Genomic DNA, 18,436 nt, shown 5'->3' on the forward strand with positions numbered 1-18,436 from the left:
GGTGAGCCGGGTTGGCGACGGCGGACACAAGAGCGCGATCAAGTCGCCGCCAACTCCCCATTACTGGATCTGCCCATAAGGCAGGAATTGTAGGCGATGCGCCGCTCGCCGCAGTCCTCGCAGGCTTCGACATGCCCGCCGAGGGCCGCGGTGCGACATTGTTCGATCGCCGACATGACCTTGAGTTGCTGCAGGCTCAGATGACCTGCATAGACGGCCCGATAGGCCGGCGCGGCGGCACGGAAGATGTCGGCGACCTCGATCGAGGCGCGCACGGATCAGCCGGGCGGCGACTTGCCTTCCATCAGCGCCATCAGCCGGTCGAGCGGCCCGGCGACCGCGTGGATTGTCCGGGTCGAGACCTTGGTGTAGAGCGCGGTCGTATCGAGCTTGCTGTGGCCTAGCAGCACCTGGATGACGCGGATGTCGACATCCTGTTCGAGCAGATGGGTGGCAAAGCTGTGCCGCAGCGTGTGCGGGCTGACGCGCTTGCGGATGCCTGCGACTTCAGCAGACTCCTGGACGGCGCGGTGCAGTTGCCGCGACGAGATCGGATCGGTGCAATTGCGCCCCGGGAACAGCCAGCCATGCGGCAGCATGACCCCGCGCCGCTTGCCTTCGCGCCACCACAACCGCAGCAGTTCCAGAAGTTGCGGCGAGAGCATGGCGTTGCGGTCCCTGCGTCCCTTGCCCTGTTCGACGCGGATCAGCATGCGCGTACTGTCGATATCATCGACCTTCAGGTGCGCGACCTCGGACACACGCAGGCCCGCGCCATAGGCGACGCCGAGCGCAGCCTTGTACTTGATGCCAGGTGCTGCTTCGAGGAGCCGCGCCGCTTCCTCCACGCTCAGCACATCGGGCAGCTTGCGCGGATAGCGCATGATCACCAGCGCACGCGCCAGATCCCGCCGCATCAGTGTCACCATGAACAGGAAGCGCAACGCCGAGACCGCGCTGTTGATCGTCGCGGGGCCGACACCGTTCTCATGCTGGTGCAACTGGAAGCGCCGGATATCCTGGGGCGTCGCAGTGTCGGGAGCGCGCCCAAGGAATGCGGTGAAGCGCCGGACGTGACGCACGTAATCCTGCTGTGTATGCGGTCCCAGACCTCGCATCAGCATGTCTTGCTGCATGCGCTGACGAAGCGGTGATATCGGTGCATTGGTCGGCAGGGTAGCCATGGCGAGTTCCTCTCGTTGAAGGGAACTCCATGGTCTGGTCAGGCAGTTAGGCACTCAAAGCCGAAGATTACCATACTGCATTGCCAACCGCGCCTTCCCGCGAAGCGGGTTCGTGCATTGTGCGCATTGCTGCCATTCGCAACGCGGATGATGAAGGTCTCCGTTACGTCAAAGACGTGAATTTGACGACATCTCAGCGCGGATAGAAATTTCAGTTTCGAACGGAAACGGGAAGCTGAAAATAGCTGGCGGAATTGCCGGTGCAATGAAAGAATCATGCCCAGCGAACTTTCAGCCACGTCCAGGCCAAAAAGACGGAATTCGGCGTTGGGCGCGATCTCGATATTTCGGACATACGCGTCGAGGGGTAATCGACCTTCATGGCAATCGAGTCGAGGCTGACGTTGCCGCCGCTCGCACAGGGTGCTCATTCCGCACACAAGTGTAAGAAGCGCGCCCCGCCTAGCTTTGCGGCGGGGATAACCCATCAGTTCACTCTTTGTTCTTTTCCGAAAACGCGTGGCGAGAGCGTGTCCTTTAACTGATTCCTCAGGGAGGCAGCGCGCAGATGACCGTCCAGCCCATCAATACCACGCTGCAGGGGGACAGGATTCTCAATGAACCGACAATCAGCTGCCCAAGCTGCAAGACGGAAATCAAGCTCAATGAGTCGCTCGCGGCCCCTTTGATTGCCGCCACGCGTGAAGAATACGAAATGCGCCTGGCGCAGAGCAAGACATCGATGGCTGCCAGAGAAGAGGAGCTCAAGCGCCAGCAGGCCGAGATCGTCGCCGCCAAAGAGGACATCGCCAACCAGGTGGCTGAGCAAATCAAGCTTGAGCGTGCCGGAATCGCGGTCGAGGAAGCCCGCAAGGCAAAATTGCTGCTTTCGGTAGACCTGGAGGACAAGGACAAGAAGCTTGCCGAGCTGGAGGCGACGTTGAAGGCGCGCGACGAAAAGCTCACCGAGGCCCAGCAGCAACAGGCGGAATTCCTGAAAAAGCAGCGTGCGCTCGACGACGAAAAGCGCGAGATGGCGCTGACACATCGAAAGGAAGATCCAGGAGGGGTTGGACGCCGTTCGTGTCAAGGCGAGGTCGGAAGCGGAAGACGGCCTTAAGATGAAGGTTGCGGAAAAAGAAGAGCAGATCGCCGGCATGCAGCGTCAGATTGAGGAGCTGAAGCGCCGTGCCGAACAGGGTTCCCAGCAGCTGCAGGGTGAAGTGCTGGAGCTCGAACTGGAAGCCCTCATTGCCAGCCGGTTCCCGATGGACATCATTGAACCGGTTGCCAAGGGTGAGTTCGGCGGTGATGTCCTGCATCGCGTGGTCGGACCGGCCGGCCAGCCATGCGGCGCCATTTTGTGGGAATCGAAGCGCACCAAGAACTGGAGCCACGGTTGGCTGGGGAAGCTCAGGGCGGATCAACGGGCTGCGAAAGCGGATATCGCGCTGATGATCTCGGAAGCGCTGCCTTCCGGGGTGGAAACCTTCGATCTTCTGGACGGGGTCTATGTCGCCCATCCCAAATGCGCGATGCCGATTGCAATCATGCTGCGACAATCCCTTATCGAGCTGGCCAACTCCCGCCTCGCCCAGGACGGCCAAGCTACCAAAATGGAGCAGGTCTATGGCTACCTGACCGGTCCGCGGTTCCGCCATCGCGTCGAGGCCATCGTCGAAAAATTCTCTGATATGCAGGAGGACCTGGCCAGGGAACGCAAGACCACAACACGCCTGTGGGCCAAGCGGGAGGCTCAAATACAAGGCGTAATCGAATCGACCGTCGGGATGTACGGCGACTTGCAAGGTATCGCTGGAAAGGTGATGCAAGAAATTGAGGGCTTGGAGGTCCTGGCCATTGAAACATCTCCGCCCGGTGCCGAATAGGCAATCGGTATGCAGCTCAACAAGGAAAACGATTGGCAATCTGGAGCGGCTTCCCCAGACATACCCATCGGACTCCTCGGATAGTGTTAAGCAAAAGAAGCCCGCCGCACCCTAGGCAATCGTCGTCGGCCGATCGCTGCGGCCGGTCAGACCGCGCGCTCACAGGCACGGCAGGCGAGGGTCGCGGCCGCGCCCTCGTCTGCGACTTGCCCATCGATCGGATCCTGGCGGAGACAGACGGTCCCTTCACTCAGGTTGACGGTCGTCCCAGCGAGCCCGCGGACGTGAAAACCACGGTCGCCGCGATCGCCGACGTCCGGAGGGTCCGGTCGATGCCGTCACGACGACGGTAAGATCGAACCTTCGCTCTCTTCTGGGGTGACGCCCCCAAAGGGATATACAAAGGGTTGTAATCTTCGCGCTACATATCCGGTCGATCTGTAGTGCGAAGGTGTCAAAATGCCCACTCCACACAACCCTCCCGCTGCAGTGCGGCGCGCGCTGCGCAAACTTGGGGCGGACATCCATGATGCCCGTCGACGCCGACGGCTGCCGATGGCGGTCGTAGCCGAGCGCGCCTTCACGTCTCGCTCGACACTGCAAAGGGTCGAAGCCGGGGACACCAACGTCAGCGTCGGCATTTATGCCGGCGTCCTGCAGGCGCTCGGCCTGCTCGACGGCCTGAGCCAGGTCGCCGACATCAGCAACGACAGCGTCGGTCAGGCGCTCGCCAGCGCCGACCTGCCTAAGCATGTCCACCTCAAGCGGCCAACCGGATCGTCCCGCGATGGCTGACATCGAGGTCCATATCGATTTGGATGGTCGCACACGCCCGATCGGACTGGCGAGGAGCAATCGCGTCCGCGGCCCCGAGACCATCCTCTTCGAGTATGACGGCGCATGGCTTGAGGACCCGGACCGCTTCTCGCTGGAGCCAGCTCTTGCTCTGACCCGCGGCGCCTTCGCCCCTCCTTCCGGTCCTGCAACCTTCGGCTCCATCGGTGACTCAGCGCCGGACACACCTGGGGCGGGCGTCTCATGCAGCGCGCCGAACGCCGGCTCGCGACCAGGAAGGCCGCGCGGTTCGCACGCTTGTAGAAAGCGACTACCTGCTCGGTGTCGCCGACGAGACCCGGCTTGGTGCGCTCCGCTTCCGCTGGGTCGGCGAACAGACTTCCCAAGCTCCGATCCGTGCGGGCGTTCCTGCCCTGATAGAGCTTGGCCGGCTACTCCAGATCACCGAACGAATCCTCCGGGATGAGGAAACGGATGAAGACCTGCAGCTCATCTTTGCCCCAGGCTCCTCCCTTGGCGGTGGGCGTCCGAAGGCGTCGGTCATCGACCAACATGGTCATCTCTCCGTCGCCAAGTTTCCGAAGGAGACTGACGACTACAGCATGGAGACCTGGGAAGAGATCGCGCTGCGGCTGGCCGGACAGGCTGGTATCGCCACTCCCCAACACGAGCTGATCGATGTCGCCGGCAAGGCGGTCATGCTGTCGCGACGCTTCGACCGTGATGGTGCCATCCGTATCCCGTTCCTGTCGGCGATGGCGATGATGGGCGCCAAGGACGGCGAGCGCGGCAGCTATCCGGAGATCGTCGATGCTCTTGCTCAACACGGCGCTCAGGGAAAGACGGACGCCCATGCCCTATATCGGCGTGTCGTCTTCAACGTGCTGATCTCCAATGTCGACGACCACCTCCGTAATCACGGTTTCCTGTGGCTTGGAAAGGCGTTGGTCTCTCTCGCCGTCATACGACCTCAATCCCGTTCCGACCGATCTCAAGGCCCGGGTACTGACGACGAACATCGATCTCGATGAGGGCACCTGTTCGCTCGATCTGCTGGAAGCCGCGTCGGAGTTTTTCGCGCTCACACTGCCGCAAGCCCGCGCAATAATCAAAGAAGTCGCGACCGTGACCGCAACCTGGCGCGATACCGCCAAGGCGGTCGGCGCCCGCCCAGCCGAGATCAACCGCATGGCCAGCGCCTTCGAACACGACGATGTTAAACGGGCGCTGGCGCTATGACGAGGACATTCCTGCACAGCTTCGAGCCAGCCAGCGCCAGTCCCATCACCGGCGCCACCGTCGAGGGTGCATGGAACAGACGATGAGTCCAGCGGACGAAATCCCGAATTGAGAAAGCCCTGTAGCATCAATGGCATGATGCTGCATGATTTGGATTTGCCGAAGAGCAAGTTCGGGCGATCCTACATGATCCCCCACGCCCGGTAGCGCCCCCGCCCGTCACCTCCCGGATGCCGAGTTCGGCGACGAGGTCGAGCGCGGCGCGCTGGCTGATTTTCAGCTCGGCCGCGATGCATCCCGCCGAGACCACCGGCCGCGCCAGCACCAGCTCGATCAGCGCCGGCAGGCTTGAATTTTTTCGCCGCCTCCTGAGCCGGCGCTCCATCTGGCCTTTGACCAGCACCAGCCGGTCGAGCTCCTTCAGTCCGGCCGAGGCCACCTCGGCGAAAGCGTCGAGGATAGCGAGCAGCGCCGCCGTGCTCTTGGTTTGCCCGGTCATTCTGTGGCTCTTCCGCCGAATTGTTGCTGGCGAGATTCGGACGGCCGTTTCAGCGACATAAACGCGCGAGCAGAGCTTGGCGAAGCGATGCTGGACAGTGGCGGATGGCGGTTTCCGACGATTGCTCGAGCCGCGATTGGTTTGCGCTGTCGAGATGCTCGATCAGACCCTGGAACACCAGAGCAACTAAATAAGATAAAAATGTTCGGACAAGCGATGTGGGCGCTTCACCAATGACCGGGGTGCAATTCGTTTGGCTCATCCCGGCGATGAAGCGGCGCTGCAGGACTTCCTTATGTGGCATGCGGACAGCTCCCTTTATCTCCGCTACTTCCTCACCCAAGGTGGCCTCGTGGATGAGGGCAAGCAGCTTCAGGACACCTATGCAGCGGCGTTCCTGGGCACGGATGTCGTCGGTGTGGCAGCACAATTGGCAAGGTGCGGTGTCCTGCAGGCTCCGGATCATGCGGCTGAGCTTGCGAATGTCGTGGTCAAAGCATCGGGACGGACGCTGATCGCATTGCTCGGACTTTTCCACAGGTTGACGAAGCACACCGTGACCTGGGTGATCGGCCTAGTTTGCCAGCAAACAATATTCCGCGTAATTTGCCCAGCGGTTTACTCAAGACTAGGACGAGTCCCGCTTGAGATGGATGCCAATTCTCTCGCTAGCTTGTATCTGATTGCCCGCCTAAATTCGGCGGCGCTGTTGGCGGTAACCAAGAAGGAGCCGGGTCCTCCGATAACGTGCCGCTCGTAATATTCCGGAATAGTCTCGCCATTTTCAACGCCGTAACTGATCGGCAGGCCGTTGATCACGATCGCTTTCTGGAGCGCTCTCCGGCGGCTATCCTCTATTGGAGGTCCGTCATTGTTCGTTCCGTCACCGGAGATGTCGATGACCCTGCGCGACGCCCTGAGGGGAAGTTTGTCGAAGGCATCGACCGATACGTCGATGGCGTATGAGATCGAAGTTTTCGAGCCGTGCGGATCGGCGCGTTGCCGGTCGGACTTCTTTCGAATGGCTTGCGCGATGAAAGACGCATCCTTCGCGTCCGACAGAATGGCCCAGTCCAATCGTGTTTCCGAGGAACCCGAGCTCGACCATTCGAGGTAGGTGACGGCGATTTTGCCTTGCGCGCCCTCCTTGATCACCTCCAGCAAGTCGGCCGATTCCAAGGCAGATGCATAGCCTTCCCGCTCCAAAGCTGCCTCGCCCTGGTTGATGGAACCCGACATATCGGCCGCAAGAACGATCGCGACGTCGACTTCATTGGCTGATAGCGTGAGGAGCCACTTGCTTTGGATCTCGCAGGGGCAAAGGTCCTCGGCATCAGAACCATCAGGGGCGCGCTGGCCCACGATCGTCAAAACGGCGCTTAACAGGCCAACGCCGAAAACTGCGGACAAGGATTGCATCTCAATTGCCCCTTTAGACCGACTGTCATATTGGCTTCGTCCGAAACCTCCGAACGCCGACGACGGCATGGAATTCGGGTCACTGTTCCTGGAAAGCCTTCGAAGCGACATCCCCGGCTACGAAGCTGCCAAGGGCATTCCAAGTTTCCGTGTCCAAGCATCTCACGCCTGCTGTGCAGGGCGGATCGTGGACTCCCGCTGGTCGAAGGCCTTATCATATTGTTCAACAGCGTCGAGAACCTCAGGGTCTCTCTCTGTGTGAGGCCAAGAAAAGCGTGCCGTCGAACTCGGCTACGTTCTCTCGTACAGCATCCCAAACGAGCCATTCTCCGCTGGGGTCGCACAGCGGCTCGTAAGGGCCCCTGCCCATTAGGGTAACGTTGCCGATCCTAGCCTCCTCGACCTGCAACGCCTCCTCGATCCAGTAGAGCGTGCAGCCATGCAGGGTACGGCGTTGGCATCCCCTGGTTGGGGGGTGAGGACCCGCTAGGCCGCCAGCGATAACGGAGCTTCGCCGTTTTTCCCCTCTGGCATGGCTCGCTTCCGATTTAATATTATAAGTATCTAATATACTAATCTTGCGCCGCCACTAAGTCAAACCTCGAGGCCGCCTCGAGTTTTGTCGTAGGTGCGACTGCGTTTTGTTGTCTGGCCGCTTGAGCCGCCTTTCGCGGCCCCGCCGGTCAAGCCCGGCGGCCGCCGCGCTGCCATTCCCCTCGCAACCGAGCTGATGGGACGCCGCCTAGTCGTTCGCTGCGAACGTCGGCTTCCTTCCCGATTGCGCTTCGCCTTGAGGCCCTTGTAGTCAGCGATGCACGATCGGGGCGCGCGACAGCGCCTCATGCAGGGCATCGGTGCGCAGGTCGCCGATCATCTCGATGCCCTTGCGGGTGACGTCCGGACGGGGCTTGGGCGAGATCGTCGCCGAAGCAGGCGTCACGCGCATACATGCGGGTCTTGGCCAGGCCGTTGGCGACGGCCCACCACGAGACCTGTGGATCGCCTTTGGTCGGCTTATGCGCCTTCCAGACCTCCTTCTGCTCCTCGAGCGAGGCGACCGCGATGGCGCGGAGCTGGCGCTCGTCGGGCATGTCGCCCTTGGCCATATGATCCAGCATCGCCGGCAGCACATTGGCGAGCAGCCTCAGCTTCTTGATTTGGCGCACCGTGCGCGAGCGCGATGCCAATCGCCTCCTCGGTCCAGGTCAGCGCGATCAAACGCTCTAGGCCCGCCACAGATCGACGGGGTTGAGCTGCTCATGTGCGATCGTCGTGACCAACGAACGCATGGCGCCGCCATCCTCGGCGCGGGGTAGGACCAGAACGGCGATTTCCTCCAGACCGGCGACGATCGCCTGCTTGACGCAACGGCGCCCGTCATCGATGACGAAGCCATTGCCGCCGTCCGGTTCGGCGGCGACGATGGGCGGCTGCACGATGCCAACAGCCTTGATCGTCGCCAGGAGCAGGTCGTCGGCCTGCGGGCTGGACTTGGAACGGCGCGCTTTGTCGGGATTGTCCTTGAGTTCAGTTCCATGGAGATGCTCCTTTGGCGATTACGGACACGGCCTTTTCACCGGTCCTTTTCCGTCTTCTTCCCCAAGACGTCCCCCTGCCCGCGGAGCGGACGGACCGGCGCAACTGGCTGGTGAGCATCCCTGCCCGGCAGGCCAAGCGGGGCTTTCAGCCCTGCGCCGGACGACGCGGCCGGGATTGCGAGGCTGGCGGTTGAGCGTTAGCGCCACCGGTCTGACCGATCAGCGAGCGGGTTTTCCTTGCCCTCCATTTTCCTCTCCCCATGCTGTCCAATCTGCTGGGCGGAGCGCTCACGCCTGACGGCGCTTGAAATCCGTGTATATTATGGCAATATACACCGATGATCGAATGGGAACGGATTGCCGGCTTCGACTGGGATGCGGGCAATGCCCGCAAGAGCATCGACAAGCACGACGCCAGCCAGGCCGAGGCGGAACAGGTCTTCTTCAACGAGCCGTTGCTGACCGTACCTGACGCAAAGCACAGCGCCATCGAGCAACGAATTCATGCTCTGGGGCGCACCGATGACGGAAGGCTGCTGCACATCACCTTCACGCTTCGGGACAAGGACACCAAGATCCGGGTGATGTCCGCCCGGGATATGAGCCGCAAGGAGCGAGGCTACTATGACCAAGACAGCTAAGCCGGTGCCGACCTTTGCATCGGAGGCCGAGGAGCGCGCCTTCTGGGAGTCCAACGACTCCAGTGAGCATGTCGATTGGAGCAGGGCGGAGCGGGTCCGCCTGCCCAACCTCAAGCCGTCGTCGACCTCGATCTCGTTGCGGCTGCCCAATGGCCTGCTCGAACGGATCAAGGTCGCGGCGAACAAGCGCGACGTGCCCTATCAGTCCCTTATCAAGACCTGGCTGTCCGAGAAGATTGACGCCTCTCGAGGCTAGGAGGCCGGCCTTAAGCCGCCTCCACCACTCCCGTCCCGGGGTCCTCGACATCCTGGGCGAGCCCGATGCAATGGCCTTGGCCATAGCGAACTTGGTTCGCTTCGACGAAGGGATCGATGGCAGCGTGCAATTGGCCGATCCAGCCGGCCATGCCCTCCGGTCCGGCATAGATCGACAGGTCCTCCCCAGTGCGCAGCCCCTTCCTCGGCGGTGGCTTCGGCTCCAAGGCGATCATGAACGGCCACTACATTCTGGCCATCCTGGTCGCGCGCATGCTCGGCCGTCCGGTCAAGCTGGCGCTGCCACGCCGGGGCATGGGCACGGCGCTGTTCCACGCACCGATGTTCCAGGCCGCGGCGCGCGCCACGCTGCGCGCCGACGGCACAGCGCTGGTCGAGACCGCCGGGGCCGACATGGGCCAGGGCGCGTGGACGGCGCTGGCCCAGATCGCCGCCGACGGGCTCGGCCTGAGTATCGATGAAATCGAAGTCCGCTCAGGCAATTCGGAGCGTCCCGACGGCGGCGTCGCCGGCGGCTCGGGTCATACCGCCACGGCGGGCACCGCGCTCCACAACGCCGGCACCGACGCCATCGCCAAGCTGGCGGAACTTGCCGTCAACGATCCGGACTCGCCTTTGTTCGGTGCCGGCAATGCCGGCATCGAGGCGCGCCACGGGCGGCTCCATCATCGCGCCGACGAAACCCGCAGCGAAAGCTTTGCCGACATTCTGGCGCGGGCCGGCCTGAAAACCTGGTAGGCAAGGGCGCCGGCGGGCGTGATCCGGCGGACGCAGAGGCGCGGGCGATGTTCTCGCACGGCGCGGTGTTCGCCGAGGTCAAGGTCGACGCCGATCTCGGCCAGATGAAGGTGACGCGGCTTGTCGGTGCCTTTGCCGCCGGGCGCATCATCAACCCGAAGCTGGCGAAGAGCCAGCTCTATGGCGGCATGATCTGGGGCCTTTCCTTCGCGCTGCATGAAGAGGCGGTCCACGACCGCCGCAGCGGCCAGCCGATGAACGCCGACCTCGCCGGCTATCACATCCCGGTCCATGCCGACATTCCCGATATGCAAGCGCTGCTGATCGACGAGGACGACCCATATGTCAACGCGCTCGGCATCAAGGGCGTCGGCGAGATCGGCATCACCGGCACGGTCGGCGCCATCGCCAACGCCATCTGGCACGCGACGGGTGTAAGGGCGCACCGCTTTCCGATCCGCATCGAGGACATTGTCGGCTGAGGAGGTTCGCCGCTAAGGTCCGGCGGGCCGGTCAAGGTCGTGGCGGCGCCGCCGCGCCCGGCACGGCGGTCGCTTTTGCCGCCTTGCCGCCAGCGGGGAATGCTGGTCCCAGCTAGGCAATCGGGGAATCGAACGCCGAGCTTTGGTCTGGAGCAGACCACCATCTTGCAACATGAGGACGGCAGCTTTGCGCACAACGGCGGCCATCGAAGTTAGCTCGGCCACTGCTAAAGCGGACATTGCCGGCGGCTGCGCTTGGGTCAGTTGGGCCATTTCGCGACATTCATGGCGCCAGGCGTCCTGCTTGCCTTGCCCAGCGGGGCGCGAGATTAGCCGTCCAGCGGGCATTGGTTTTGGAAGCTGCACTTTGAATGCTCGCCTATTCGCGCAGCAAGGGTCATCAGAGGCGTCGCTTTGGCGCACGCAATGGCTACGGAAACAGCCGGACTTTTCAAATCTCAGATTGCAGGAATCATTAAGTACGCTCATGCAGTGCTCGCTTTATGCAGCGTGGTCAAAGGCGATTCTGGTTTCAGGAAGGCACAAAGCTGACCTGAACGACCGACAATGGGGTCGCGAAGCCTATGCCGTCGGCGCGGAAGCCTTCGGCTGGTGGAACCGGAACCCGGCCCCTCGCTCGATGCGCGAAGGCCGCGAGTTGATCGGTTATGGAATGGCCGCCGGGTCATACCCCATGATCCGTACCGCGAGCGAAGCCAAGATCGTGCTCCGTGCGCCCTTCAACTGGGCGAAACTGCGGTCGGCCCCATTCTTCATTTCCTCCGTGGCGCCTGGAGCAAAGGTGTTACCCTCGATTTCCAGTTTGCCTTTGCCCACTGCCTTCAACAGCTCCGCGATGCTGATGCCGCCGTTCGGTCGACGGGTCGGTCGCACCGAGCCGTTTTCGAACGTTAGGTCAGTCGCTTTCGCGGCTGCCATCCGATGCCGCAATCGCCAGCAAGGCATCGCGTGCATTCTTGGCCGCCTTGTCCACCGCGCCCGTCAGGTTGTTGGCCTGCTGAGAGCCGCCAGCTAGCGCTGATCTGGGGAGATGGTATCGCCCAGCCGCACCGCGACTGTCTCGACAGGAACGCCCAGGGCGGCGCCGTCTCGTTCCAGCTCTCATGGACGATCGAGCTTATCTTTCCGTCCTTAGAGGCTCCGATAGAGAGCGTTTGCCGTGTCGCCGGCCGACCGCCAAGACCGGTAAATGTCTGTGGGCGCGTGAGCGAAACCTTCACGGGCCTGCCGAGGTGGCGTCGATTGACGAAGTCCATATCGAGGCTTGCAACAATGTGACGAAAATCATGTATGCGACGGCGACAGCTCTCGCCTGCGATGGCGGTGATCGTCGAGGCGCGCTTCGTCATCGCATCTGACCTGTGCCTATGAATCAGGCTCGTGCTTGACGACTGGAGTCCGCCATTTGCGGCCTATCACCCCGTCGGCGGCGACCTTGCTCATCTTGGCGAGCGCGCCGATGCGAATGACATCCGCGGACACCTCGATCGCGTCGAGCCCGGAAAGGCGTGTGATGTCCACCACGCGGGCGGGGCGTGGCCCTCATGAATGCAGGCAACGGCGGACATGATTTGACCGGGAGTGCAATAGCCGCACTGGAATGCATCGTGCTCGATGAACGCGGTCTGGACTGCGTGCATCACCCCGTCGGCAGCCTGGAGGCCCTCGATCGTCGTGACCTGACGGCCTTCGACCTGGGCCGCGAGGGTCAGACAGCTCAATACCCGCTCACCGTCGATGTGGACGGTGCAGGCGCCGCACTGTCCATGATCGCAGCCTTTTTTCGTGCCGGGCAGGTTGGCATGCTCGCGTAGTACGTCCAGCAGGGTCACGCGTACATCAAGATTGAACTGGTGGCGGCGGCTGTTGATGTCCAAGGCTAGCTGTCGGGGCTCTGACATGTCGTCTCCTCGAGTGGCGGGCGGGATTGGGACTTCTCGCGAAGTCGACCGGACCGACGAAGCCTGCGGCATCAGTCGGAAAGGAACGTCTATTCCGAAGGCCTGTCGTTGGCCGGTTGCCTAAGCAACCCTTAGGAGAGCACGGACGCGACATTCGAATTAGCCCTCAAAATTCGCATGAGCCTATCAATGGCACTCATGAATAGACCTGCGACAACGGCAGTTCCGGATGCGACGTTCAGCTGTCGAAGGCCAGTGAGCTGGATAGCTCCTCATGGGCATCGACCTGTTGCTGCAGCAGAGCGAGTTTCTGCCTGACCATGCCGCTTACCCGCATATCGTCGCCGCGGTGCGCGATGCCGCGAGCCGCCTCAAAAAGGAGGCAGCACTATGAGAACTTTCGAGTATCTCGAGGCACTCCGTCTCAAGGCGTGACAGTGGCAGAACCGCATTCAAAACATGCCGCTCTACCTTGGCATCGTATGAGCTATCCTTCCCTCATATGCACAACCCCGCGGGACGTCGACAGTCGGGTTCCCGCTCAGGCAGAATAGGCGCGCGCCCTGGCAACTCGCCCTGGAAAAAGTCTCAACTTACCCTGACGGACTGCGTCGCGGTGAATGTCCGATTCCAGGATTCAGAGCCTAAAGCCGTCATTCCGCTTCCCGCCTCAAGGCTGCCGAACGGCACCGCATGTCGGCCGTTGAGGTCAGCTTTGCGACCGCCTGACCGCGCGATAGCTAGTGTCCCGGGTGTTTGACCTTCTTGTGAAATCGCGCACAAGCCAGGATCGCCAACGGTTTCCACTCATGCTTTGATCCCCTTCGTGGCCACGTTCTTTACGAAGTCTAATTGCCGCGGAAAAGACATTGTGCTTAGCATCCGCATCATGAGCTTGCCGGCCGCCTCGAACGTTGCACGCTACGAGGACTATTCAGCCCTCTGAATGTCTCCGCCCATGCGGACATGGAGATTCGATTCGAACATTGACGCGAGAGGTGATAGTCTCACCTCGGATCCCGAAAGAGGGAAGATGCGCGCCATTGCATTATTTGCCGCCGTCTTCGTGGCTACGCCCTCGACGGCGGCGGAGCGACTAATCTTTTACACAGCCAGTTTTCCAGATGCCACGTCGGTCCAGCTCAGCGTGGTGAACAACAGTGTCTCGCTATATGGGGACTATGACTTTGACGTCGCTATTGGCCTGGTCGAGACGGACGCGAACGGCGCCATCAGGTACGAAGATACCGGCAGGCATCGTGCACGAGTTCGCTGTAACTTTCCGGCATATGTGAGCGTAGGTGCGCGAAAATATCCCATAGAAATGCCCCTGAGCCGCTCCGCACATGACGATTGGAAAGAAAATCTCTGGATGATTTTCTGCCCGGCACCTTCATCCTGACTTCCGTGCCCATAGCATTGCTCGACCGGGTCACTTGATATCGGCGACCGTGATGCGTCCATTGACGCGGTCGGCTGGGAACTCGATCGCCTGACCCGTTTTGAACTTATCTATCGAGCATGCCCTCCTCCGCGACGACGAACATCATCGTCATCGCCGGCGTGTCGAGATTTAGTCAGCGGCCCACGTTTGATCGTCTGCTTGCTATTCTGCTTGGAGAACACGAGCACGAGCGTCGAGAGTGTCTTTCTCAATAGTGTCATGATTGGTGGTCAGTTGGCGACGGCGATGCCGCCATTTCATGCCAGAATCGTAGTGACCCGGGACCAAGGCAGAGGAAACCGAATTCGCCGGCATTGGCGAATGTCCAGATGATCTCGCCTCTGACACCAGGCGCCAGCCGGATCAAGTTGGGATCGGCGTGCTTGTGTATGGCTGGTGGCCACTTGCGAGTGGTCGTTAACCTCGCTGCAGACCTCCTGAATCAAAAATGGAATATTGGAGGACTGCCGCACCCGGGTGCGGTAGTCCTCAGGACCTCAGCAGGCGCGACAGTGGACTCCCTTTTTTCATGAGATCTGGCTGAACGCGCGCTCTTCCCCTTGAAGCTTGCATTGGACGCATGCATCGACATAAGAAAACGGCGACTGCCGTTCAACGCGTGACATTTCACAGCTGATTTTCCCGATTCGGCTTCAGCCGCGGCCACGCATGAGAATCACAAAAATGTAAATCCGAGGGAAGGTGCCCGTGAATTCGACCCGGTAGCCTGTTGTTGCTGGGTGTTCGAACGCTCACTTTTGACAAAAGGACTGAACCATGAAGCACACCATCGGATATGCATTGATTGTCTTAGCGGCAATGACCGGTGTCGCCAACAGCGGCACGAACTCGACAAGCCCCCGCATCGGCGAGGTCCTGCACGGCCATAGATCGACGGGCGAAACCCCGAAATCGGCATCCAACTCCGACATATCTTCCCAAGTGCTCGACAATGGCGATATCGAGAAAACCGATTCCCCCTATAACCGAGTCGAAGCTGTGAGCCCCTCCTCATCGTGGCAGGGCGGGAGCCCTCGCCAGCGCGCCGGCTGGGCGGGCCGCTAGCAGGACCGACACCGCAGCTTCCCATCTTCCCACGGAGCCGTGCAGGGCAAACCGGCCGGCAGCTCTGCCGGCTGGTTTGCACTTCGGCTGCTTCGCCAACGAAACCTATACAGCACAGCACACCGCACCAAGGAAACCTACTCGTAGGTGAGGACTATTCGAAGACGGGTGGTGGCGCAATCAACGCCTCACGGTGCCGCTCTCACCCGCCATACTGTCATAGGTCGTGAAGTGGTCGCAGCGCCACCGCGCGACGAGTAGTGTTTGATTTGAGTATAGGCGCGCAACGTGCCGAGCTCGGTCTGTGAGCATGCATCCGTCTAAGAACGGCCAACGACGTCGGAGCTGAGGTTTTCGCCGGCGATATCGTATCGGACACAACTGCTGATGCGCAGGCCGGTCCGTACCCAGAAATATAGAAAAAGCCAGTGCCGTCGGCAGCCCATTCGCCGGCCCATGCCGGACAACGGGGCGACCAAGAGCGCCGGCTAAACCACGCCATCGTGGCGGGTTAGCGAACTCTGGTCTGGTCGACAGCGCTATTGAATATTTGTAATTTCGTCTCAAGCGATATGAACCATCCGTCTACGCGTGACTGACCTCAAATTATAGTTTACGCGGGAACTCTGTTTCCACGATTAAGCCGGGCCTATTGTCCTTCAGGGAAATTGTCGCGCCATGAATGTCCGATATCGCCTTGACCAGGCTGAGGCCGAGCCCTGTCCCTTCGGTTGTCCGGCTTTTTTCCAGGCGATAGAAGCGTTTGAACACCTTCTGCCGCTCCGTCGCCGCGATGCCCGGCCCGTTGTCGCTGACGACGATTGCGCAGCGGTTCGCCTGCGTCGTGACACCGATCGCGATCCGAGACCCTCGTTGTGTGTGGCGCATTGCATTGACGACAAGGTTCACGCACATCTGCTTCAGCAGATCGGCATCGCCCCATATGAATGAGACCGTGTTTCGGCTGTCATTGGACAGAACCAGCGAGCGCTCGGCGTCCTCCACGATGTGACTATAGATATCGTAGATTTCGGCGACCAGTTCCGAAAGGTTCACCTTCGCAAATCGCGAACGGCGTGCGCCGGACTCGATCTGCGATATGCGCAGCAAGCCCTCGAACGTGCCGGCTATATGCGAGACTTCGCTCATCGCTTTTTCGATGAGGGACCTCGTGGCCGTTTGGTCTTTGCTTTCGGAAGCGGCCTCAAGCGTTAGAAACAGCCGGCCGACCGGCGTCTTGAGATCGTGCGCGATGTCGGTCGTTACCTGCGTCATCGCCGCGACACTAGCCTGTAGCTGTGCCAGTGCGACATTGACCTCAGTCGCCAGCACGTCGATGTCATCGCCGCGCAAGGAGACCGGCAAGCGGGTAGCGAGATCGCCGGCGCCAACGGACTGCATCGCACCCGAGAGTCTAGCGATACGCCGTCGCGTGCGGAACGCCAAAACTGCGCCCGTACCGAGACCTCCAGCAAGCACGATCGCCGTTCCCCAGCCGAAGCTGACAAGCGCGATGCTGCGCAGGCGATTGGTGTCGTCATAGCTTACGCCGACGGTCAGGTCGTAGCCGTCTAGGTTCTTCCGGTAGAGCCTGTAGTTATTGGGCGCCGCCTCGTGGCTTGTCGGTGCGCGCGTGGAAAATCCCGGCGGCACGGCGGAAATATCAATGTTGCCAGCCAAGAAGTCGCCGTCGGGATCCTTCAGTGCGTAAAGCGTCTCCTGTCCCCTGATTGCCGGACCATGGCTTCGGATCATCACGGCAGCGCCGTCGACACCATTCGCCTCATAGGCGGAAGAAATCTCCCGGAACCGTTCCATCACATTGGAATCCAGCCGCTCGTAAAGGTAGGCGGCGACCATGTTGTAAGCGACGAAATTGGCTCCCAGGAACGAGAGCAGAAATAGGGAGATGTAGAACGCGGCAAGTCGGATTGACGCACTTCTAGCGATACTAGCGTTGGCCATTGATGGTGTAGCCGGTGTTGCGTGTATTACGCAGGAGCGGAACATCGAATGGTTTGTCGATCTTCGCCCGCAGTCGGCTGATATGGGTTTCCACCACGGTGCTTTGCGGGTCGAAGTTGAAGTTCCAGATCCGCTCAAGGAGCATGGTCTTCGTCAGTATACGGCCCTCGTTACGCATCAGGAGTTCAAGCAGCGCGAATTCCCGAGGAAGCAATTCGATCGTCGTTCCGCCGCGGGTGGCGAGGCGGCTGATGAGATCTAGTTCCAGGTCAGCCACCTTCAGCTTTGCCTTTTCGGCGGTGATCGGAGGACGCCTTTGCAGAGCATTGACCCGAGCCAGGAGCTCGGAGAATGCAAAGGGCTTGATCAAGTAATCGTCCGCACCTGCCTCCAAGCCTTCAACTCGATCGTCAACACCGCCCACCGCCGTCAGGAAGATCACTGGCACCTTTCCGCCGGCGCCTCGAAGACCTCGCACAAGCGACAAGCCATCGAGGCCTGGCAGCACCCGATCCACAATTGCGACGTCATAGGGATCGCGTAGTCCGACAAGCAAAGCATCGCGCCCGTCTGTCAGGGCATCGACCACATGGCCGGAAGAGCTCAATCCATTTTCGATGTAACGGCTGATTTGTTCGTCGTCTTCTACTAGGAGAATTTTCATAATAGCAATCTCTCATCTGGCTTGGCGCGCCAAGCGTTGATGACCTTTCCAGTTTGCTTCTGTCAGCGATGCGGACGAAGCGATGTCTCAGTGAGGCCTTGCCCGGCGGGTTTTTCGCTCGGTGCCATTAGTCGGTGACGCAGCTTTTCAATCAGCCAGGGTACTGGGTTTTGATGTCTCAACATCCATAGACTGAATCGAGAACACGGTTCGCAAGCGAAGGCGCCTTGTTATCGTCATTTTGGCGTATCCCTTCATTGTGCCGCAAGTCCAGCATAAGGCGGATCCGCGGCGCTCATCACCTCAAGCGATCACGCCGTGATCGCTTCTGAGAGCAGCCAGTGGGCCGCGGATTGGTTTTCAACCCGCGGCGCTGGTCCCCGATCACTTGATGCCGGTGACCGTGATACGTCCGTTGACGCGATCGGCTGTGAACTCGATCGCCTGACCCGTTTTGACCTTACCGAGCAGGCCCTGCTCCGCGACGACGAACACCATCGTCATCGCGGGCATGTCGAGATTGGTCAGCGGCCCATGCTTGATCGTCAGCTTCTGCTGTTTGGCGTCGACCTTGATGACTTCGCCCTTCACGTATTCCTGCGCAAGCGCGCTCCCGCCGATGCCGAGAACGAGCGCGAGTGTCGAGAGTGTCTTTACCAATAGTGTCATGATTGCC

The 18,436-nt window shown here is 60.8% G+C and carries 17 protein-coding genes and 6 pseudogenes; 10 read left to right on the plus strand and 13 right to left on the minus strand.

What is annotated here, in order from left to right; genetic code table 11:
* Positions 1 to 80 precede the first annotated feature (80 nt).
* The 3 genes and pseudogenes from NKH02_RS30030 to NKH02_RS30040 all read right to left on the minus strand — a co-directional run.
* Positions 81 to 275 (minus strand): annotated as a pseudogene (locus NKH02_RS30030) (transposase zinc-binding domain-containing protein); the annotation flags it as partial.
* Between the two features lie 3 nt (positions 276 to 278).
* Positions 279 to 1,184, minus strand: a complete 906-nt coding sequence (locus tag NKH02_RS30035) for a tyrosine-type recombinase/integrase (RefSeq protein WP_352883272.1) — start codon at positions 1,182 to 1,184, stop codon at positions 279 to 281.
* A gap of 38 nt (positions 1,185 to 1,222) precedes the next feature.
* A complete protein-coding gene (locus NKH02_RS30040; protein WP_352883274.1) occupies positions 1,223 to 1,672 on the minus strand; it encodes a hypothetical protein in 450 nt (149 codons plus the stop codon).
* A gap of 80 nt (positions 1,673 to 1,752) precedes the next feature.
* Here NKH02_RS30040 and NKH02_RS30045 point away from each other — a divergent pair.
* The 4 genes and pseudogenes from NKH02_RS30045 (at position 1,753) to NKH02_RS30060 (ending at position 5,107) form a co-directional block, all read left to right on the plus strand.
* Positions 1,753 to 3,073, plus strand: a pseudogene (locus tag NKH02_RS30045) (DUF2130 domain-containing protein).
* 83 nt (positions 3,074 to 3,156) lie between these two features.
* Complete coding sequence (locus tag NKH02_RS30050; protein ID WP_352883275.1) at positions 3,157 to 3,426, plus strand: TatD family hydrolase; 270 nt, start codon at positions 3,157 to 3,159, stop codon at positions 3,424 to 3,426.
* Between the two features lie 106 nt (positions 3,427 to 3,532).
* The gene (locus NKH02_RS30055; protein WP_126848722.1) at positions 3,533 to 3,868 is read left to right on the plus strand and encodes a helix-turn-helix domain-containing protein; all 336 of its coding nucleotides are present in this window, start codon (positions 3,533 to 3,535) and stop codon (positions 3,866 to 3,868) included.
* Positions 3,861 to 5,107, plus strand: a pseudogene (locus tag NKH02_RS30060) (type II toxin-antitoxin system HipA family toxin). The gene NKH02_RS30055 and the pseudogene NKH02_RS30060 overlap by 8 nt, the downstream one beginning before the upstream one ends.
* Positions 5,108 to 5,234: 127 nt before the next feature.
* Here NKH02_RS30060 and NKH02_RS30065 read toward each other — a convergent pair.
* The 4 genes and pseudogenes from NKH02_RS30065 to NKH02_RS30080 form a co-directional block, all read right to left on the minus strand.
* On the minus strand, positions 5,235 to 5,606 hold the full coding sequence (locus tag NKH02_RS30065) for a helix-turn-helix domain-containing protein (protein ID WP_352883276.1): 372 nt from the start codon (positions 5,604 to 5,606) through the stop codon (positions 5,235 to 5,237).
* A gap of 49 nt (positions 5,607 to 5,655) precedes the next feature.
* The gene (locus tag NKH02_RS30070) at positions 5,656 to 6,159 is read right to left on the minus strand and encodes a hypothetical protein (RefSeq protein ID WP_352883277.1); all 504 of its coding nucleotides are present in this window, start codon (positions 6,157 to 6,159) and stop codon (positions 5,656 to 5,658) included.
* A 65-nt stretch (positions 6,160 to 6,224) separates the two neighbouring features.
* On the minus strand, positions 6,225 to 7,025 hold the full coding sequence (locus tag NKH02_RS30075; RefSeq protein WP_352883278.1) for a DUF1194 domain-containing protein: 801 nt from the start codon (positions 7,023 to 7,025) through the stop codon (positions 6,225 to 6,227).
* Positions 7,026 to 7,930: 905 nt separating this feature from the next.
* A pseudogene (locus tag NKH02_RS30080) lies at positions 7,931 to 8,825 on the minus strand (ParB N-terminal domain-containing protein); the annotation flags it as partial.
* 76 nt (positions 8,826 to 8,901) lie between these two features.
* On the opposite strand from NKH02_RS30080, the gene NKH02_RS30085 reads away from it, so the two are divergent.
* Complete coding sequence (locus NKH02_RS30085; RefSeq protein WP_352883279.1) at positions 8,902 to 9,204, plus strand: BrnT family toxin; 303 nt, start codon at positions 8,902 to 8,904, stop codon at positions 9,202 to 9,204.
* Positions 9,188 to 9,460 (plus strand): BrnA antitoxin family protein, encoded by a 273-nt coding sequence (locus tag NKH02_RS30090; RefSeq protein WP_352883280.1) that lies wholly within the window; start codon positions 9,188 to 9,190, stop codon positions 9,458 to 9,460. Before NKH02_RS30085 ends, NKH02_RS30090 begins: the two co-directional genes overlap by 17 nt.
* Before the next feature lie 10 nt (positions 9,461 to 9,470).
* On the opposite strand, the gene NKH02_RS30095 is transcribed toward NKH02_RS30090, so the two are convergent.
* Complete coding sequence (locus tag NKH02_RS30095) at positions 9,471 to 9,611, minus strand: hypothetical protein (protein WP_352883282.1); 141 nt, start codon at positions 9,609 to 9,611, stop codon at positions 9,471 to 9,473.
* 46 nt (positions 9,612 to 9,657) lie between these two features.
* On the opposite strand from NKH02_RS30095, the pseudogene NKH02_RS30100 reads away from it, so the two are divergent.
* A pseudogene (locus NKH02_RS30100) lies at positions 9,658 to 10,700 on the plus strand (xanthine dehydrogenase family protein molybdopterin-binding subunit); the annotation flags it as partial.
* Positions 10,701 to 11,067: 367 nt separating this feature from the next.
* On the plus strand, positions 11,068 to 11,736 hold the full coding sequence (locus tag NKH02_RS30105; protein WP_352883305.1) for a hypothetical protein: 669 nt from the start codon (positions 11,068 to 11,070) through the stop codon (positions 11,734 to 11,736).
* 67 nt (positions 11,737 to 11,803) lie between these two features.
* Here NKH02_RS30105 and NKH02_RS30110 read toward each other — a convergent pair.
* Together NKH02_RS30110 and NKH02_RS30120 are read right to left on the minus strand one after the other, a co-directional pair.
* Positions 11,804 to 11,953 (minus strand): annotated as a pseudogene (locus NKH02_RS30110) (molybdopterin cofactor-binding domain-containing protein); the annotation flags it as partial.
* A 207-nt stretch (positions 11,954 to 12,160) separates the two neighbouring features.
* Complete coding sequence (locus NKH02_RS30120; RefSeq protein WP_502913875.1) at positions 12,161 to 12,622, minus strand: (2Fe-2S)-binding protein; 462 nt, start codon at positions 12,620 to 12,622, stop codon at positions 12,161 to 12,163.
* 1,033 nt (positions 12,623 to 13,655) lie between these two features.
* Here NKH02_RS30120 and NKH02_RS30130 point away from each other — a divergent pair.
* The gene (locus NKH02_RS30130) at positions 13,656 to 14,024 is read left to right on the plus strand and encodes a hypothetical protein (RefSeq protein WP_352883284.1); all 369 of its coding nucleotides are present in this window, start codon (positions 13,656 to 13,658) and stop codon (positions 14,022 to 14,024) included.
* Positions 14,025 to 14,843: 819 nt separating this feature from the next.
* Positions 14,844 to 15,131 carry a hypothetical protein gene (locus NKH02_RS30135; RefSeq protein WP_352872778.1) on the plus strand — a complete coding sequence of 96 codons (288 nt, stop codon included), beginning with the start codon at positions 14,844 to 14,846 and terminating at the stop codon, positions 15,129 to 15,131.
* Positions 15,132 to 15,737: 606 nt separating this feature from the next.
* Here NKH02_RS30135 and NKH02_RS30140 read toward each other — a convergent pair.
* The 3 genes from NKH02_RS30140 to NKH02_RS30150 form a co-directional block, all read right to left on the minus strand.
* Positions 15,738 to 17,141 carry a sensor histidine kinase gene (locus NKH02_RS30140; protein WP_352883286.1) on the minus strand — a complete coding sequence of 468 codons (1,404 nt, stop codon included), beginning with the start codon at positions 17,139 to 17,141 and terminating at the stop codon, positions 15,738 to 15,740.
* Positions 17,083 to 17,760 carry a response regulator gene (locus tag NKH02_RS30145; RefSeq protein ID WP_352883288.1) on the minus strand — a complete coding sequence of 226 codons (678 nt, stop codon included), beginning with the start codon at positions 17,758 to 17,760 and terminating at the stop codon, positions 17,083 to 17,085. The genes NKH02_RS30140 and NKH02_RS30145 overlap by 59 nt, the downstream gene beginning before the upstream one ends.
* A 384-nt stretch (positions 17,761 to 18,144) precedes the next feature.
* The gene (locus NKH02_RS30150; RefSeq protein WP_352872775.1) at positions 18,145 to 18,429 is read right to left on the minus strand and encodes a copper-binding protein; all 285 of its coding nucleotides are present in this window, start codon (positions 18,427 to 18,429) and stop codon (positions 18,145 to 18,147) included.
* Positions 18,430 to 18,436: the final 7 nt, after the last annotated feature.

Origin of the sequence: Mesorhizobium sp. M1396 (genome assembly GCF_040317725.1) — a bacterium.
Taxonomy (GTDB): domain Bacteria; phylum Pseudomonadota; class Alphaproteobacteria; order Rhizobiales; family Rhizobiaceae; genus Mesorhizobium.

Bases quoted from the DNA above. Each gene is read 5' to 3' on its own strand.
- NKH02_RS30035 (WP_352883272.1), bottom strand. From the start codon at position 1,184: ATGGCTACCCTGCCGACCAATGCACCGATATCACCGCTTCGTCAGCGC.
- NKH02_RS30135 (WP_352872778.1), top strand. From the start codon at position 14,844: ATGAAGCACACCATCGGATATGCATTGATTGTCTTAGCGGCAATGACC.
- NKH02_RS30090 (WP_352883280.1), top strand. From the start codon at position 9,188: ATGACCAAGACAGCTAAGCCGGTGCCGACCTTTGCATCGGAGGCCGAG.
- NKH02_RS30150 (WP_352872775.1), bottom strand. From the start codon at position 18,429: ATGACACTATTGGTAAAGACACTCTCGACACTCGCGCTCGTTCTCGGC.
- NKH02_RS30145 (WP_352883288.1), bottom strand. From the start codon at position 17,760: ATGAAAATTCTCCTAGTAGAAGACGACGAACAAATCAGCCGTTACATC.
- NKH02_RS30130 (WP_352883284.1), top strand. From the start codon at position 13,656: ATGCGCGCCATTGCATTATTTGCCGCCGTCTTCGTGGCTACGCCCTCG.
- NKH02_RS30075 (WP_352883278.1), bottom strand. From the start codon at position 7,025: ATGCAATCCTTGTCCGCAGTTTTCGGCGTTGGCCTGTTAAGCGCCGTT.
- NKH02_RS30095 (WP_352883282.1), bottom strand. From the start codon at position 9,611: ATGGCCGGCTGGATCGGCCAATTGCACGCTGCCATCGATCCCTTCGTC.
- NKH02_RS30065 (WP_352883276.1), bottom strand. From the start codon at position 5,606: ATGACCGGGCAAACCAAGAGCACGGCGGCGCTGCTCGCTATCCTCGAC.
- NKH02_RS30055 (WP_126848722.1), top strand. From the start codon at position 3,533: ATGCCCACTCCACACAACCCTCCCGCTGCAGTGCGGCGCGCGCTGCGC.
- NKH02_RS30085 (WP_352883279.1), top strand. From the start codon at position 8,902: ATGATCGAATGGGAACGGATTGCCGGCTTCGACTGGGATGCGGGCAAT.
- NKH02_RS30120 (WP_502913875.1), bottom strand. From the start codon at position 12,622: ATGTCAGAGCCCCGACAGCTAGCCTTGGACATCAACAGCCGCCGCCAC.
- NKH02_RS30140 (WP_352883286.1), bottom strand. From the start codon at position 17,141: ATGTTCCGCTCCTGCGTAATACACGCAACACCGGCTACACCATCAATG.
- NKH02_RS30040 (WP_352883274.1), bottom strand. From the start codon at position 1,672: ATGGGTTATCCCCGCCGCAAAGCTAGGCGGGGCGCGCTTCTTACACTT.